Source organism: Mesorhizobium sp. M7A.F.Ca.CA.001.08.2.1, from assembly GCF_003998455.1.
GTDB lineage: Bacteria > Pseudomonadota > Alphaproteobacteria > Rhizobiales > Rhizobiaceae > Mesorhizobium > Mesorhizobium ciceri.
This window is the reverse complement of the sequence record NZ_RZPW01000049.1, coordinates 1-15,237: the sequence shown is the minus strand read 5'-3', so window position 1 is coordinate 15,237 and position 15,237 is coordinate 1. Positions and strand designations below refer to the sequence as shown.

General features: G+C 62.9%; 16 protein-coding genes and 1 pseudogene. 6 read left to right on the top strand and 11 right to left on the bottom strand.

Features of this window, described 5'->3' with window-relative positions; translation table 11 throughout:
• Window positions 1-365 (top strand): PLP-dependent transferase (locus EN914_RS05285; protein ID WP_206527181.1); only part of this gene is annotated, 365 nt, incomplete at its 5' end.
• 7 nt (window positions 366-372) lie between these two features.
• On the opposite strand, the gene EN914_RS05280 is transcribed toward EN914_RS05285, so the two are convergent.
• Window positions 373-1,524, bottom strand: coding sequence for a ceramide glucosyltransferase (locus EN914_RS05280; protein ID WP_024503160.1), 1,152 nt, complete (start codon window positions 1,522-1,524; stop codon window positions 373-375).
• A gap of 233 nt (window positions 1,525-1,757) precedes the next feature.
• Here EN914_RS05280 and apaG point away from each other — a divergent pair, with 233 nt between their 5' ends.
• The gene (gene apaG / locus EN914_RS05275; RefSeq protein WP_013533640.1) at window positions 1,758-2,150 is read left to right on the top strand and encodes a Co2+/Mg2+ efflux protein ApaG; all 393 of its coding nucleotides are present in this window, start codon (window positions 1,758-1,760) and stop codon (window positions 2,148-2,150) included.
• Window positions 2,151-2,197: 47 nt separating this feature from the next.
• On the opposite strand, the gene EN914_RS05270 is transcribed toward apaG, so the two are convergent.
• From EN914_RS05270 to EN914_RS05260, 3 genes are all read right to left on the bottom strand, one after another.
• A complete protein-coding gene (locus tag EN914_RS05270; protein ID WP_024503161.1) occupies window positions 2,198-3,229 on the bottom strand; it encodes an Hsp33 family molecular chaperone in 1,032 nt (343 codons plus the stop codon).
• 110 nt (window positions 3,230-3,339) lie between these two features.
• Entirely contained in the window at window positions 3,340-4,251 is a 912-nt protein-coding gene (argF, locus tag EN914_RS05265; RefSeq protein WP_013533642.1) for an ornithine carbamoyltransferase, read from the bottom strand.
• A gap of 17 nt (window positions 4,252-4,268) precedes the next feature.
• The gene (locus tag EN914_RS05260) at window positions 4,269-5,468 is read right to left on the bottom strand and encodes an aspartate aminotransferase family protein (protein WP_024503162.1); all 1,200 of its coding nucleotides are present in this window, start codon (window positions 5,466-5,468) and stop codon (window positions 4,269-4,271) included.
• A gap of 358 nt (window positions 5,469-5,826) precedes the next feature.
• Between EN914_RS05260 and EN914_RS05255 the strand changes: the two genes are divergently transcribed.
• Window positions 5,827-6,345 carry a GcrA family cell cycle regulator gene (locus EN914_RS05255; protein WP_013533644.1) on the top strand — a complete coding sequence of 173 codons (519 nt, stop codon included), beginning with the start codon at window positions 5,827-5,829 and terminating at the stop codon, window positions 6,343-6,345.
• A gap of 138 nt (window positions 6,346-6,483) precedes the next feature.
• Here EN914_RS05255 and EN914_RS05250 read toward each other — a convergent pair whose 3' ends face one another.
• The 3 genes from EN914_RS05250 to EN914_RS05240 form a co-directional block, all read right to left on the bottom strand.
• Window positions 6,484-7,494, bottom strand: a complete 1,011-nt coding sequence (locus tag EN914_RS05250) for a magnesium and cobalt transport protein CorA (protein WP_013533645.1) — start codon at window positions 7,492-7,494, stop codon at window positions 6,484-6,486.
• Window positions 7,495-7,584: 90 nt separating this feature from the next.
• Window positions 7,585-8,310, bottom strand: a complete 726-nt coding sequence (phoU, locus tag EN914_RS05245; protein WP_013533646.1) for a phosphate signaling complex protein PhoU — start codon at window positions 8,308-8,310, stop codon at window positions 7,585-7,587.
• Window positions 8,311-8,423: 113 nt separating this feature from the next.
• Window positions 8,424-9,689: a cell wall metabolism sensor histidine kinase WalK gene (locus tag EN914_RS05240; RefSeq protein WP_024503163.1), complete on the bottom strand. Its 1,266-nt coding sequence runs from the start codon at window positions 9,687-9,689 to the stop codon at window positions 8,424-8,426.
• 120 nt (window positions 9,690-9,809) lie between these two features.
• On the opposite strand from EN914_RS05240, the gene ppk2 reads away from it, so the two are divergent.
• Window positions 9,810-10,718, top strand: a complete 909-nt coding sequence (gene ppk2, locus EN914_RS05235) for a polyphosphate kinase 2 (RefSeq protein ID WP_024503164.1) — start codon at window positions 9,810-9,812, stop codon at window positions 10,716-10,718.
• Window positions 10,719-10,767: 49 nt separating this feature from the next.
• Here the strand turns inward: ppk2 and EN914_RS05230 are convergent, their stop codons facing one another.
• The 3 genes from EN914_RS05230 to EN914_RS05220 all read right to left on the bottom strand — a co-directional run bounded on the left by EN914_RS05230 (window position 10,768) and on the right by EN914_RS05220 (window position 12,998).
• Window positions 10,768-11,517 carry an enoyl-CoA hydratase-related protein gene (locus EN914_RS05230; protein WP_127389019.1) on the bottom strand — a complete coding sequence of 250 codons (750 nt, stop codon included), beginning with the start codon at window positions 11,515-11,517 and terminating at the stop codon, window positions 10,768-10,770.
• A gap of 14 nt (window positions 11,518-11,531) precedes the next feature.
• The gene (locus tag EN914_RS05225; protein WP_013533650.1) at window positions 11,532-12,170 is read right to left on the bottom strand and encodes an acyl-homoserine-lactone synthase; all 639 of its coding nucleotides are present in this window, start codon (window positions 12,168-12,170) and stop codon (window positions 11,532-11,534) included.
• Window positions 12,171-12,266: 96 nt separating this feature from the next.
• Window positions 12,267-12,998: a LuxR family transcriptional regulator gene (locus tag EN914_RS05220; protein WP_024503165.1), complete on the bottom strand. Its 732-nt coding sequence runs from the start codon at window positions 12,996-12,998 to the stop codon at window positions 12,267-12,269.
• Window positions 12,999-13,247: 249 nt separating this feature from the next.
• Here EN914_RS05220 and EN914_RS05215 point away from each other — a divergent pair, with 249 nt between their 5' ends.
• Window positions 13,248-14,096 (top strand): transporter substrate-binding domain-containing protein, encoded by an 849-nt coding sequence (locus tag EN914_RS05215; protein ID WP_024503166.1) that lies wholly within the window; start codon window positions 13,248-13,250, stop codon window positions 14,094-14,096.
• Between the two features lie 12 nt (window positions 14,097-14,108).
• On the opposite strand, the gene EN914_RS05210 is transcribed toward EN914_RS05215, so the two are convergent.
• The gene (locus EN914_RS05210) at window positions 14,109-14,516 is read right to left on the bottom strand and encodes a tellurite resistance TerB family protein (protein WP_013533653.1); all 408 of its coding nucleotides are present in this window, start codon (window positions 14,514-14,516) and stop codon (window positions 14,109-14,111) included.
• Window positions 14,517-14,681: 165 nt separating this feature from the next.
• Between EN914_RS05210 and lysK the strand changes: the two are divergent.
• A pseudogene (lysK, locus tag EN914_RS05205) lies at window positions 14,682-15,237 on the top strand (lysine--tRNA ligase); the annotation flags it as partial.

The following is a 15,237-nucleotide window of genomic DNA, read 5'->3' as shown; positions in this document are numbered from 1 at the left end:
CCGATTTTCTGGCCGAACGGCCGGAAATCGCGCGCGTCATCTATCCCGGCCGCGCCGACCATCCGCAGGCCGACATCGTCAAGAAGCAGATGTCGGGCGGCTCGACGCTGATCTGCCTGGACGTCAAGGGCGGCAAGCAGGCGGCCTTCGCCTTGCAGAACGCGCTCGACATCGTCCTGATCTCCAACAATCTCGGTGACGCCAAGAGCCTGATCACCCACCCGGCGACGACGACGCACAAGAACCTCAGCGACGAGGCGCGCGCCGAGCTCGGCATCGGGCCGGGCACGCTCAGGCTGTCGGTTGGCCTGGAGGATACCGACGATCTGCTCGAGGACATCGCGCAGGCGCTGAAGGCCAGGTAGGAGGCCTTCAGGCGCCGGACGGCGTCTCTTCCAGCTCGGCCGTCTTGGTGCCGATGGTCATCGCATTGCCGCGCCAGTCGACGGCGCCGCCGAGCCAGCCGCGCCCCCACATCGCCGGCAGGATCAGGTCGCGCGCCATGATCGCGGCGACCATGCGTGGCGACAGGTACCAGCCCTTGGACCAGGCCAGGGCGCACTCCGGAAGATAGAAGGCCGCCAGCACGGCAAGGGCGGTTGCCCAGAGGCTGAAGCCGGCGCTTGCCGCTGCAATCAGCGCAAGCACCAGCGGCACCACGGCACCGGTCAGGATTTCGGGTGCGAAGAACAGCGGGAAAGTGACGCGGCGCAGGCGCGCCCAACGGGCCTGACGCGACCAGATGTCGTCAAACGAGCGCCGGCCAAGCGGCTGCTCGAAGGGGGCGGCGACGAGATTGACGCGCAGGCCGAGACTGTTCACCAGCTTGGTCGCAGCGGCATCCTCGGCGATCTCGGCGGCCAGCGCGCGGATGCCGCCATTGGCGTCGAGCATCGGCTTGTTCCAGAGCATGCTCTTGCCCTGGGCAAAGCCGAGGCCGAGCGCCTCGCCGGCATACTGCCAGCGCGCCTGCAGCGTGTTGAGGAAAGCGCATTCGACCTCGGCCCAGAAGCCGGCCGGCCGCGAGCCGATCGGCGTCGAGCAGACAAGGCCGGTGCCGGGCCGCCAGGCAGCCATCAGGTGCTGGATGTAGTCCCTCGGCATCAGCACGTTGGAATCGGCCAGGACGACCCAGTCGTGCCGCGCCGCTTCCCAGCCCTTGACGCAATTGTTGAGTTTCGGATTGGCGCTGATGCGGTCGTCGCCGACAAGCAGCCGGGCCGGCACTTTCGGAAACCGGACGATCGTCCTGTTTATCAATTTGACCACCGGATCGTCGGCATGGGCGACGCAGAAAATCAGCTCATAGCGCGGCCAGTCGAGCGAGAAGGCGCGCTCCAGCGTCTCCTGCGTGAACGGCTCGACGCCGCGCGACGGCACGACGATCGACACCGGCCGCGGCTTGCCGGCCGGCGGCGCAATGGTGCGACGCCGTCTCAGACGCGACGCGGCGAGCACGATGCTGGCGAGATTCGAGAGGATGAGGACGGTTGAAAGCGTGGCGGCTATGAGAGTGAGTTGCATCGAGATCCGGTCACTCCAGGAAAACCGGTCCGCAAGATGGCCGGTTTCAACAGTTCAGCAGAGCGCCCGAGTCGCGCGTCACCAGTCCGCGCACACCATCATTGTCATATGTCACTTAAATGACATTCTTTGTCGGCACCTGCCCGCGAGGCCGGCCAGAGGAGGCTTCGATCGGTTGACCTAACCGCACGGAGCGCCGAAAGTTCCGCTGGAACCGTTTTTTGGAGCCGCTTATGTATAGCGCCGTCACGCGCAACATCGAAGTGCAGGTCAGGCCGTTCTATCTGGAGGACCGTTCGGATCCCTCTGAGAACCGCTATGTCTGGGGCTATCAGATAACGATCGACAATCAGTCGGACGATTTCGTGCAGCTTCTGTCGCGCTATTGGCACATCACCGACGGCACCGGCCGGGTCGAGGAAGTGCGCGGCCCCGGCGTGGTCGGCGACCAGCCCGAACTCAATCCCGGCGACAGCTACCAGTACACATCCGGTTGCCCGCTCTCGACACCGTCCGGCATCATGGTCGGGCATTACACGATGCGCAACAAGCGGGGCGAGACGTTCGACATCGCCATTCCGGCGTTTTCGCTGGACTTGCCGGGGACGCGGCGGACGGTGAATTGATTTCGCCTCACCGGCCGCGGAGCGACCGGTGAGGCGTGGTTTCTACTCTACTGGGCCGCGAATTCCGCCGGGTCGAAATCATATTGCTTCGAACAGAATTCGCAGGCGACGTGGATGCCGCCGTCTTCGGTGCTGTCCTTGATCTCCTGGGCGGAAAAACCCTCGAGGATGCCGCGGATCTTGTCCCTGGAGCACGAGCACTGGTCGGCGACCGGAACGCCGCCGAAGACGCGCACGCCATGCTCGTGGAACAGCCTGTAGAGCAGCCGCTCGGCGCCGATCGTCGGGTCGATCAGTTCGGTCGGCTCGATGGTGCCGAGCAGAGCCAGCAACTCCTGCCAGGAATTGTCGACCGGATCGTGGATCTCCTCACGCGGATCGCCATCGCCGCCCGGCAGGTCCGGGACGCGCATGCGCTCGGGCGACTGCGGCAGGAACTGCGCCAGGATACCGCCGGCGCGCCATTGCTCGCGGGCGCCGCCGGGACCGGGCGTCAAAAGCTTGGCCACCGACAGCCTGATATCCGTCGGGATCTGCTCCGACTGACGGAAATAGGTGCGTGCCGCGTCTTCCAGGGTCTCGCCATCGAGCTGGACGATACCCTGATAGCGCTGCGTATGGGCGCCCTGGTCGATGGTCAGCGCCAGCACGCCACTGCCGAGCAGCGTCTGCTGGGACATTTCGCCCGCCGCGACCAGCGCTTCCAGCCGGTCGGCATCGAAACGCGCATAGGCGCGCAGCGCCGAGGGCGTGGAAAAATCCGCAACCAGCATGTCGACGGGTCCGTCGGTGCGGGTCTGCAGGATGAACTTGCCCTCGAACTTCAGCGAAGTGCCGAGCAGCACGGTCAGCACACAGGCCTCCGCCAGCAGGCGGGCGACCGGCTCGGGATAATCGTGGCGGCTGAGGATGGCGTCCAGCATCGGCCCGAGTTGGACCGTGCGGCCGCGCACGTCGAGAGGGCCGACCTCGAACGGCACGACGTGATCGTCGCCGGCATAGCCGAATTCGCCGAGTTTGGGGTGATGTTCAGTCACTTGATAGGTTTCCAACATGACAAAGCTCCAGGGCGCGGCCATGCCGCCCTCCGGGGCGCATGCGTCGAAACGCGCTTGATTTGCGTGATGCGGCGCAAATAGGCATCACACGCCCGCAGATCAAGCTCCCAGGGATCAAGCGCCCAGACACTTCAAGCGCCTAGACACCAGGCAAGCACGGCCTTCTGGGCATGGAGCCGGTTCTCGGCCTCGTCGAAGACCACCGAATGCGGTCCGTCGATAACCTCGTCTGTCACTTCCTCGCCGCGATGCGCCGGCAGGCAGTGCATGAACAGCGCGTCCGGCTTGGCTCTCGCCATCAGCTTGGCATTGACCTGGTAGGGCGAGAACACATTGTGGCCGCGGGCGCGATGCTCCTGGCCCATCGACACCCAGCAATCGGTGACGATGCAGTCGGCCTGATCGACGGCTTCCTCGGGCGAGCGGGTAAAGTGCAGCTTGCCGCCATGCGCCTGCGACCAGTCGATATGCTTCTGCGCCGGCTCGCTGCCTTCGGGAACGGCGACGTTGAGGTTGAAGCGGAACCGGGCCGAGGCCTCGAGCAGGGAATGCAGCACATTGTTGCCGTCGCCGGTCCAGGCGATGGTCTTGCCGGCTACCGGACCGCGATGTTCCTCGAAGGTCATGATATCGGCCATCAGCTGGCAGGGATGGGTATCGTCGGTCAGTCCGTTGATCACCGGCACGGTGGCGTTCTCGGTCAATTCCAGCAGCCGCTCATGCGAGGTGGTGCGGATCATGATCGCATCGACATAGCGTGACAGCACCTTGGCGGTGTCAGCGATGGTCTCGGAACGGCCGAGCTGCATCTCGGTGCCGGTCAGCATGATGGTCTCGCCGCCGAGCTGCCGCATGCCGACGTCGAAGGAGACGCGCGTGCGCGTCGACGGCTTGTCGAAGATCATCGCCAGCACCTTGCCTTCGAGCGGTTTGGTGCGCTCGCCGGCCTTGAGCCGCGCCTTTCGCACCACCGCGTCGTCCAGCATCAAGCGCAGGTCGCCTTCGGAAACGGTGGAAAGATCGGTGAAATGGCGAACTGACATCAGCAATGATTCCGGGATTACTTCGCCGCGGCGGAAGCGATCGCCTCCGCCAGGCCCTTGGCGCCGGCGCGGATGCGGTTGAGCGCGTCATGGATCTCGGCGTCGGTGACGGTAAGCGGCGGCAACAGGCGAATGACGTTGTCGCCGGCCGGAACCGCCAGCAGATGCTGGTCGCGCAAGGCCATGTTCACCTTGGTGTTGGGCATGGCGCATTTGAGGCCGAGCATCAGCCCGGCACCCCTGATGTCCTCGATGATTTCGGGAAACTCGTCGGCGACCGACGCCAGACCCTGCTTCATCAGCAGCGCCTTGCGCTGGACATCTTCGAGGAAGCCGTCTTCCAGCACGACATCGAGCACGGCGTTGCCGACCGCCATGGCAAGCGGGTTGCCGCCGAACGTGGTGCCATGCACGCCGGCGGTCATGCCGACCGCCGCTTCATCCGTGGCAAGGCAGGCGCCCATCGGGAAGCCGCCGCCGATACCCTTGGCAATCGCCATGATGTCGGGCGTTACACCCGACCATTCATGTGCGAACAGCTTGCCGGTGCGGCCGATGCCGCACTGGACCTCGTCGTAGATCAACAGCAGGCCGTGCTGCTCGCACAATTGCCTGAGCCGCTTCAGCGACTGCGTCGGCACCGGGCGGATACCGCCCTCGCCCTGCACCGGCTCGATCAGGATCGCGGCCGTCTGCGGCGTGATCGCCTTTTCGGCGGCGTCAATGTCGTCGAAGCCGACCTGGTCGAAACCTTCGACCTTGGGGCCGAAGCCCTCGAGATACTTGTACTGGCCGCCAGCCGCGATGGTCGCCAGCGTGCGGCCATGGAAGGCGCCTTCGAAGGTGATGATGCGGAAGCGCTCGGGATGGCCTTTGACGAAATGGTAGCGCCGCGCCGTCTTGATCGCGCATTCCAGCGCCTCGGCGCCGGAATTGGTGAAGAACACCTTGTCGGCGAAGGTGGCGTCGGCCAGCCGTTCGCCAAGCCGGCTCTGCCCGGGGATCTCGTAGAGGTTGGAGACATGCCACAGCTTGGCTGCCTGCTCGGTGAGTGCGGCGACTAGGTGCGGATGGCTGTGGCCCAGCGAATTGACGGCGATGCCGCCGGCGAAATCGAGATATCGCTCGCCCTTGTCGGTAATCAGCCATGTGCCTTCCCCGTGGTCGAAGACCAGGGGTGCGCGAGCAAAGGTCTCGTAAAGCGCCGAACCGCTCATTATATGCGTCTCCGGTACCGGAAAATCAAAAAAGCCGCCAAAGCGGCGGCCTGTGCGGCTTATCCTGTTTTTCGGCCATGAAGTCAACGAAAACGTCGCGTAGTGGCGCGCGGCAAGCCCCCCGACGGGACGCCGGCTCATAAGCGACCGGGCAAGTTGGGGAAAACCGAAAAAACCGATTCGTGTTGCACTTGGGACTCTTGTCACCGAGTCAGCGCATAGAGTAGTTGTAGTCGAGAAATAACTAGATTTCGTGCGGCGGACCTAATCACCAGATATATGTGGTGTCTGCCCTGGCAAATGTTGCCGGGTCGGGAGAAGGATTCCGATTGCCGCACGCTTAGAGGAGCGCGGTCTCATGAACTGGACTGACGAGCGGGTAGAACTCTTGAGAAAACTGTGGTCGGAGGGTCTGAGCGCAAGCCAGATTGCTGCGCAGCTTGGAGGGGTCAGCCGCAATGCGGTCATCGGGAAGGTGCATCGGCTGAAACTGTCGGGCCGCGGTCGCTCGACCGCCACGCCGGCACGCCAGAAGAAGGCAGCGCAAGGATCGACCGTCCAGAAATCGGTATCACGCGCCGCAACCACGGCACGCCATGTCACCACATCGGTCGGCGCGACGGCTTTGCAGACGCAGTTCGACGCCGAACCCGTGGCACGCCATTACATCCGCCCGGTCGAAAATGTCGTGCTGCCGATCTCGCGGCATCTGCAGCTGGTCGAGCTGACCGAGCGGACCTGCAAATGGCCGAACGGCGATCCGCTTTCAGAGGACTTCCATTTCTGCGGCAACGATGCCGCCGAAACCGGTCCCTACTGCAAGTACCACGCCCGCGTGGCATTCCAGCCGGCATCGGAGCGGCGGCGGAGCAGGTAGATAAGGGAATAGGGCAGTAGGGCAGTATGTGCGCGGAAAGTCGCGCTCACGAAATGCCACCCTACTGCCCTACTGCCCTACTGCCCTACTGCCCTACTGCCCTACTGCCCTACTGCCCTACTGCCCTACTGCCCTACTTCACAACCAGCCATTCTTCCTGAACCGCCAATACAGAAACGCGCAGATCAGCGCGATCGTGGCCAGAACCACCGGATAGCCGTATTCCATCTTCAGTTCCGGCATGTCGCTGAAGTTCATGCCGTAAATGCCGGCGAGCGCCGTCGGCACCGCCAGGATTGCGGCCCAGGAAGCGAGCTTCTTGGTGTTGGCCGTTTCCTGACTCTGGCCGACCAGCAAGCTCGCCTCGAAAGCGAATGCCAGCACCTCGCGCAGGCTGTCGATCTTCTCCTGAACGGTGCGGATGTGATCGGTGACGTCGCGGAACAGCGGATGCATGGCGGTGTGGATCTGCGGCAGCTCGGCGCTGGTCAGCCTTCGGCAGACTTCGACCAGCGGAAGCGCGGCATTGCGCAGGCGCAGGAGATCGCGGCGCAGCATATAGAGCCGCTCTATGTCGGGAGCGGTCATCGGCTTCAGCAGAACCTTGTCCTCGATCGCCTCGACCTCGTCCTCGATCTGCTCGAGCACCGGCATGTAATTGTCGACGATGAAATCGAGGATGGCATAGAGGACGAAATCCTCGCCCTTGGCCAGCGAGTGCGGGCAGCTTTCCCAGTGCTGACGAACGGCGGCATAGGACGTCGAGGGACCGTGCCTGACGCTGACTATGTAGCCTGAGCCGACGAACAAATGGGTCTCGCCGAAGGTGACCCGGCCCTCGATCAGCTGCGCGGTGCGGGCGACGATGAACAAGGCGTCGCCATATTGCTCGATCTTCGGTCGCTGGTGCGGGTGCTCGGCATCCTCGATCGCCAGCTCATGCAGGTGAAACTGCGCCTGGACGCGCAGCAACAGGTTACGGTCGGGCTCCAACAGGCCGATCCAGACGACATGACCGGATTTTTTTGCCCATTCGCCGGCTTCCTCGATGGGAATGTCGGCGATGCGGCGCCCCGCCGTGTAAACGCCGCAAGCGATAATGCCGGATATCGGCGCAGGCGCCGGGGTCAGGTTCCGAACATTTTCCATCACGACCTCCCGGAGCAAATCCACGCACGAGGATAGAGGCAAGGCCCGGAAAGCTTATCGTAAATCGGGTGAGGGTTCGAGAGGCGGCGTTCACTTCACCGGCTGCGTCTCGGAAAGGCTGATTTTGTCGGTCTTGTCGCCCTTGGGCCGCTCAGCCGGCAACTGATCGCCGGTGACGATGTAATAGATGGTCTCGGCTATGTTGGTGGCGTGATCACCGATACGCTCGATGTTCTTGGCGCAAAACAGCAGATGCGTGCAGGGGGTGATGTTACGCGGATCTTCCATCATGTAGGTCAGCAATTCGCGAAACAGCGATGTGTACATGGCGTCGATCTGGTCGTCACGATCGCGCACGAAGCCGATCTTCTCCACCGAACGGGACGCGTAGACGTCGAGCACTTCCTTGAGCTGGGTCAACGCCAGGTTGGAGAGGGCCTCAAGGCCGCGGAACAGGCTGGTCGGCTGGCGTCCGTCGGTGACGGCGACCACCCGCTTGGCAACATTCTTGGCGAGATCGCCAACCCGTTCGAGGTCGGCGGAGATGCGGATGGTCCCGACGATCTCGCGCAAATCCGCCGCCATCGGCTGACGCTTTGCAATGATGATGATCGCCTTGTCGTCGATTTCGCGCTGGCCCTCGTCCAGTACGGTATCGTCGCGGATGACCTTCTGGGCAAGGCCCGGGTCGGCATTGACGAGAGCGGTGACCGCCTGTTCGACCATGCGCTCGGCATGGCCACCCATCGCGGCGATGCGCTTCGACAGATATTTCAACTCCTCGTCATAAGCGCTGACGATGTGCACGGACTGCATGGCAAAATGCCTTCCCACGGGGTGTTTTGATTTTGAGTCGTTTCCTCGAATCCCCGCTGATACGCTAGCCGGATGACAGAAAAAAGAAACAGTCCCCTTGAATTAGGGCGGTATCAGTGCGCCGGCAAATGAACCGAGAATGCCGCGCCGTTGCCGACTTCGGACTTGATCGAAAGCCGGGCGTTGTGGCGCGTCAGGATATGCTTGACGATCGACAGGCCGAGGCCGGTGCCTTTCTGGGTCCGGCTGGTCTCGACATCGACGCGGTAGAAGCGCTCGGTAATGCGCGGAATGTGCTCCTCGGGAATGCCAGGGCCAAAGTCCCTGATCGTGACGTCGATGCCCGGCTCTGGTCCGGCATCGCTATGCGCTATGGATACAACCACGCGCCCACCCGACTGCCCGTATTTGCAGGCGTTTTCCAGGAGGTTCTCGAAAACCTGGAAAAGCTCATCGCGATCGCCAGGCACATGAAGCGGTCCGTCGGCGTAGCGCCGCTCGATGGCAACGGCGTTTTCGCTGGCCAGCGGTCCGAGCGAGTCGATGACGCTGTCGACGGTCTGGCGCAGGTCCACCTCGGTTCCCGGCTTCAGATAGGGTTTCATCTCGAGCCGCGACAGCGACAACAAATCGTCGATCAGACGCGCCATGCGGCCGGTCTGGCTCTGCATGATCTGCAGAAACTGGTCGCGCGCCGCCGCGTCGTTGCGGGCTGGTCCGCGCAGCGTTTCGATAAAGCCGGCGATGGAGGCAAGCGGGGTGCGCAGTTCGTGGCTGGCATTGGCGATGAAGTCGGCGCGCATGCGGTCGATCCTGCGCGTTTCGCTCTGGTCCTTGAACACCAGCACATAGAGATCGGTGGCATGACCGACCGAGGACACGCTCACCCGGTAAGCCCGTTCGACCGGCAGCTTCTCCATGTAGTCGACGACATCGGAGGCGACGTCGCCCGATAGCACGCCATCCAGCAGAGCCTGCATTTCCGGCGCCCGGAATTTCAGCGACAGCGACATGCCTGGCGCGATGCCGCCGAAAGCGGCGAAGGCGGCGGCGTTGGCATGGACGATGGTGGCAGCCCGGTCGAAGATGATCAGCGGATCGGCGACGGCGGCGGCCAGATATTCACCCGAGAGCCTCTGTAGGCCGGTGGCCTCGATGGCAGCTCCGCTGCCGGTGGATTGGCGCGCGCCGGCGGCCGGCAGTATTGCCGCTGCAAGCAGCAACAGCAGCGCCGCGAGGACGATATAGGCTGAAATCCCGGCCAAGGCATAAACGGCGACGACCGCGACGACGCCGGCCGCAAGCAGCCAGCGGCTGTTCCACAGCCGTGCGGCCATGGTTTGCGTGATGCCTCTCTGCTCTGTGTCCAGGTCAGCCATCTGCCCGCGGGCCCGCACCCCATGCCTTCGCACCCGGTCCACGGTGGCGGAAAACTTCCACTAGACCGTTCCGGAGGCTCCCCATAGCATGAGTCCGGAAGCTGGAAAGGGTTCGTCTCGATGAAAAAAGCCAAGGAAAGTCCCGCCGCGCCAACTTCGGGGCCGCTGAAGATCAGGATCGGCGGCAAGGAACGGGAGTTCGACATCGAAAACCCCGTGCTTCCCGACTGGGTCGAGGACAACAAGCTGACTGCCGGCGGCTATCCCTACGACAAGAAGATGAAAAGTGATGAGTATGACGAGACGCTCGAGAAGCTGCAGATCGAGCTGGTCAAGGCGCAGGCTTGGCTGCAGTCGACCGGCAAACGGGTGATGGCGCTGTTCGAGGGCCGCGACGCTGCCGGCAAGGGCGGCACGATCTTCGTGGTGCGCCAGTACCTCAATCCGCGCACCGCACGCAACGTGGCGCTGACCAAGCCGACCCCGACCGAACTGGGGCAATGGTACTACCAGCGCTATGTCGACCACTTCCCGACTTCAGGCGAATTCGTCACCTTCGACCGCTCCTGGTACAATCGCGCCGGCGTCGAGCCGGTGATGGGTTTCTGCACGCCGCAGCAGCACGAGCAGTTTCTCGACGAGACGCCGCATTTCGAGCGGATGATCTCCAACGAGGGGATTCACTTCTTCAAATTCTGGCTGAACATCGGCCGGGAAACGCAGCTCGAGCGCTTCCACGACCGCCGCTACAGCCCGCTGAAGAGCTGGAAGTTTTCGCCCATCGACGTTGCGGGCATCACCAAGTGGGACGACTACACCAAGGTGCGCGACACCATGTTCGAGCGCACCCACAAGGAATTCGCGCCATGGATCATCGTACGGGCCAATGACAAGCGGCGCGCGCGGCTGGCGGTCATGCGGCGCATCCTTTCGTTTCTGCCCTATGAGGGGCGCGATCTCGAAATCATCGGCAAGGAAGACAAGAAGATCATCGGCGAAGGGCCGTCATTCCTGGGAAAACAGGATTGACGCTTTTTTGCGTCGCGCGGCAAGGAACCGCGCGACGCAATCATGATGCTTAAGCCGCCAGCCTGGCGATACGCTGCAATCGCCGCAGCGTCGTATCATCCTGCAGCGCCAGCTGGAAAAGCGAGATCTCCTGATCGATGCGGTCGCAGAGGGCCTCGGTGTTCCCCTTCAGCAGGCCGCGCGTCTGCAGCAGGGCGGCGACCGGCTTCTTGACGAGCTGTCTTGCCCGACCAAGGGCCGCCTCCTCGACGGTGCCTCCCGGCACGATCTCCGCGACCAGGCCGAGCGCCCTGGCATCTTCGGCGCGAAGCGTGTCGCCGAGGCAGAAGAAGCGGAAGGCACCGGCGTAGCCGAGCTTCTGCGGCGCCAGGATGCTGGTCGCCGCATCCGGCACCAGGCCGAAATCGACGAACGGCACCCTGAACGTGCTCTCATCGGACGCGATCACCATGTCGCAATGGAACAGGATGGTGCAGCCGACACCGACGGCATCGCCATCGACGCAGGCAAGGATGGGCTTTGGAAACGTCGCCAGCGTGCGGAACAGGTCGGTGACGGCGGCGATCAGTTTCTGGTGCTTGGTGGCGTCGAGGAATTCGGAGAAGTCGCCGCCCAGACAGAAACAGCCTGCCAGGCCGCGCAAGACGACGACGCGAACCTCCTCATTGTCGGCTGCTTCATGGAAGGTCCTTGCCAGGCTTTCATAGGCCCTCCTGTCCAGCACCGGCCGGCCGTCACTCGACGACACGGTGACCACCAGCGTGTGGTTGCGAAGTTCAGGTTGCGGGTGTGTGCTCATGACTGTCTCCGATCTCATGACGCACGCCTTTGCCCGAGCATGTCGGGATATCCCCTGGCCAGCACGGGAGCAAAATGATTGCGGCGCGACCGCACCACATCGAGTGTGTGCTCGTTGAAGGTCAGCAAGGTGGCGACCACCTGCTGGTTGCCATAGGTGCGCTGATAGCCAAGCGGGGTCGCCAGGAAATGCAGTTGCAAGGCGCGCAGCACCCACATCGGCTCGAACTCGATGATCACCTTGTCGACGCCGCGCTTCAGCCCCCACTCGACGAAACCGGCAATCAGTTCGGTGCCGACGGTCGAAACGCCGCGACGGCCATCGCGAAAACCGGGAGCCACCGCATAGCGGGTCAATTCCCAGATGTTTGGACCCGACGGCGGCGTTCCTTCGGAAAGATCGGTCAAGACCTCGGTCAGCAGATGTGGCCGCGTCGTCGGCAACATCCTCTGATAACCCGCCACTTCACCGCCCCTGATGACGATCTGATGGACCGCCTCGTCGTGATCGAACTGGTCGAGTTCGAGCCCGTCGGGGCGCCTGAGGTCATCCCACCCCATCTCCTCGACGAATATCTTGTAGCGCAAACGATGGACGGCCTCCCAAAGGTCGGGACGTTCCATCAATTCCTGGGTTGTAAGGGAAAAAAGCATTCCGCCGTCTCCTGCGTTCAGAGGAAGATACGGCCGTGCTTTGATGAGAAAATTGCGTGATCGCGTAGGCAAGGATTTCAGGTCGGCACGGCCGACCTAACTAATGTAGCCGCGCCGTATCGCTTCCGCGACGGCCTGCACCCTGTTGACGGCACCTAGTTTGCTTTTGGCGTTAAGAAGATGTTTCTCCGAGGTGTGTTCGGAAATGCCGAGGATTTGCGAAATCTCCCATTCGGACTTGCCGACGGCGGCCCATTGCAGGCATTCGCGCTCGCGCGGCGTCAGCACGATATGATCGATGGTCTTGTTCGCCATGGTGTGGAGTTGCATGGCGCGGCCAACCGCGTAGGTCGAGACCAGCGACACCTGGCCGAATTCGGCGGCGGACAATTCCACGGCCTCGCCGCCCAGCGACACCATGACGATCTGGCCGTCGAGCGTGATCAGCGGAAAGGCCAACCCATCGCGCAGTTTGAAGGCGCCGGCATCGCCCATCACCTCGCCGCTGCTCTTGTCTATGCGGATGCCTTGGGACGCTTCGTGCCACTGGAAGGGCGCCTGCAACTGTTTCATATGGCTGACGACCGGGTCATGATCGACATAGTTGCGCGCGACATAGCGCTCCAGCCACTCGCCAGGCCAATCGCAGAGAAGCACATGCTGCTTTTGCTGGCCGGCCGGCGTGCCAGGCTGCGGGACGGTTCCCGCCATCAGTGCGGTGAGACCGAAATCCGATGTTATGCCCAGCAGCCTTTCGCAGACCGCCGCCGCCGTTGCGGCGTGCTGCAGTTGGTCTATGTATTCCAGCGTGCGATCGAACTGACCCATCGCAACATCAACCCCATGTTGCCTTGTGCATTGCGGCCAATGATGCGTGCCTGATTTACACTTCGCCACCGACCACGGATTGCAAATCGCATACTTATTTTGTGGCTCCCTCTCACCGAGGCGACCGAAGCTGATTTGCAAACCGGCTAAATCATATCCTGAAATCGGCGTGTTGAAATCAAAAACCATTGTGCCTGTACCATTTTCGTACCAAAACCGGTGCGAGCACGACTGTGGCGGAGTTTTATCTTGGCGTTCCGGTGGAGGTCCTTCGCCTTTGCGATGCTGATCGGGTTGCTGTCGTTCGCCGACGGTGCGCGCGCCGCGGCGCCTCAGGTTCCGGTGCTGTGGGATGCCAAGGAGCGGCTGCCCAAACCAGACCTTTCGACGCTGCCCCGGCTGAGATTCCTCACCACCACGGACTTCCCGCCTTTCAACTTCCTCGACGGTGCGGGAAAGCTGTCCGGCTTCCACATCGATCTGGCACGCGCCATCTGCGCCGAGCTTGGCATTGTGGAAAAATGCCAGATCCAGGCCCTGCCCTGGGCCGAGCTGGAAGGCGCACTGCGGAAAGGCGAAGGCGAGGCGATCATCGCCGGCATCGCCGCCACACCGGAATCGCGCGCGACCTACGCCTTCTCACGCTCCTATCTGCAGTTTCCGGCGCGCTTCATCATGCCGAAGGGCAAGGCGCTGACCGAGCCCGTCTTTGACAAATTGCACGGCAAGCGTGTCGGCGTGATATCAGGCTCGGCGCATGAGCGCATGCTGCGCGACTATTTCAACACGGTCCAGGTCGTCCCTTTCGACAGGCCAGAAGAACTGTATGCCGATCTCAAGGCCGGCAAGGTCGACGCCGCCTTCGGGGACGGCATGCGCCTGGCTTTCTGGCTGGGCGGCTCGGACGCGGCGGGCTGCTGCCGCTTTGCCGGCGGGCCCTATCTGGCGCCCGAATATCTGGGCACGGGCATGGCCATCGCCACCAAGGCTGACAATCCGGCGCTGGCCGCAGCGATCGACTACGCGCTGCAGGAAATTTCAATGAAAGGCACGTTCGCCGAATTTTATCTGCGCTATTTCCCCGTCAGTTTTTTCTAAAGCCAAGGACTTTCAGGTCAGGGTACGCAGCCGCGCCTTGGCCGCGCGGCCGATGGCAGCAACCGTCAGCGTGTCGAGATCGAGCTGACGCCGGATCAGCTGCAGCACCCGCACCTCTTCCATGCGCATTTCGAGGTCGACGGCGGCAACCTCGAAGGCGGCGGCATAGGCGGTGTCGCGCAGCCGCTCGGGCAAGACCTCGGCGACTTCAGCCAGCACGCCCTCCAGCCCATCCTTTTCGTGCAGGCGCTTCTGGCAGTCCTGGGCGACGCCGACCAGCCTGTCGTGGTTGAAGTCCTCGAACACCGGCCAGGAGCGGACGACCTCGCCGATCCGCGCCAGTTCAACATCGGTCATGTCGCGGTCGGAGGCCGAGGTGATGACCATCAGATAGATCAGGGCTTCATGAGGTGTCGGCAATTTTTTCTCCTTGAACCGGGCCTCGAAGTTAAGAACGCCCGTTCTGCACCGCAAGGAAAAAGCGCCGCACGCGTTGACGCTCCGGCGCTGCACGCCTAGAGACCGGTTGAAAAACCCTTGCTGCGGCCCGCCTTCGGGCCGGCAGATGATTTGGAAAACTGTGACATGGCGGGATCAAACATCATCGATCTCAACCCCGAGCTGCTGGCGGCCGCGACCGAAAGCAAGGCGTGGCCGTTCGAGGAAGCCAAAAAGATCATCGAGCGCTACAAAGGCGCCGACTTTCCGCAAACGGTCCTGTTCGAGACCGGCTACGGGCCGTCCGGCCTGCCGCATATCGGCACATTCGGCGAGGTGGCGCGCACCTCGATGGTGCGCCATGCCTTCCGTGTCCTGACGCAGGACAAGGTCGCGACCAAGCTGCTGTGCTTTTCCGACGATATGGACGGCATGCGCAAGATACCCGACAGCGTGCCGGACCGCGCCGCACTCGAGCCGCATCTGCACAAGCCGCTATCGTCGGTCCCCAACCCCTTCGGCGGCGACTATGCGAGCTTCGCCGACCACAACAATGCGATGCTCTGCCGCTTCCTCGACACGTTCGGCTTCGACTACGAGTTCGCCAGCGCGACGCAATACTACAAGGCCGGCCGTTTCGACGCGATGCTCAAGCGCGCTGCCGAGCGCTATGAGCAGATCATGGCGGTGCCGCTCCCGACGC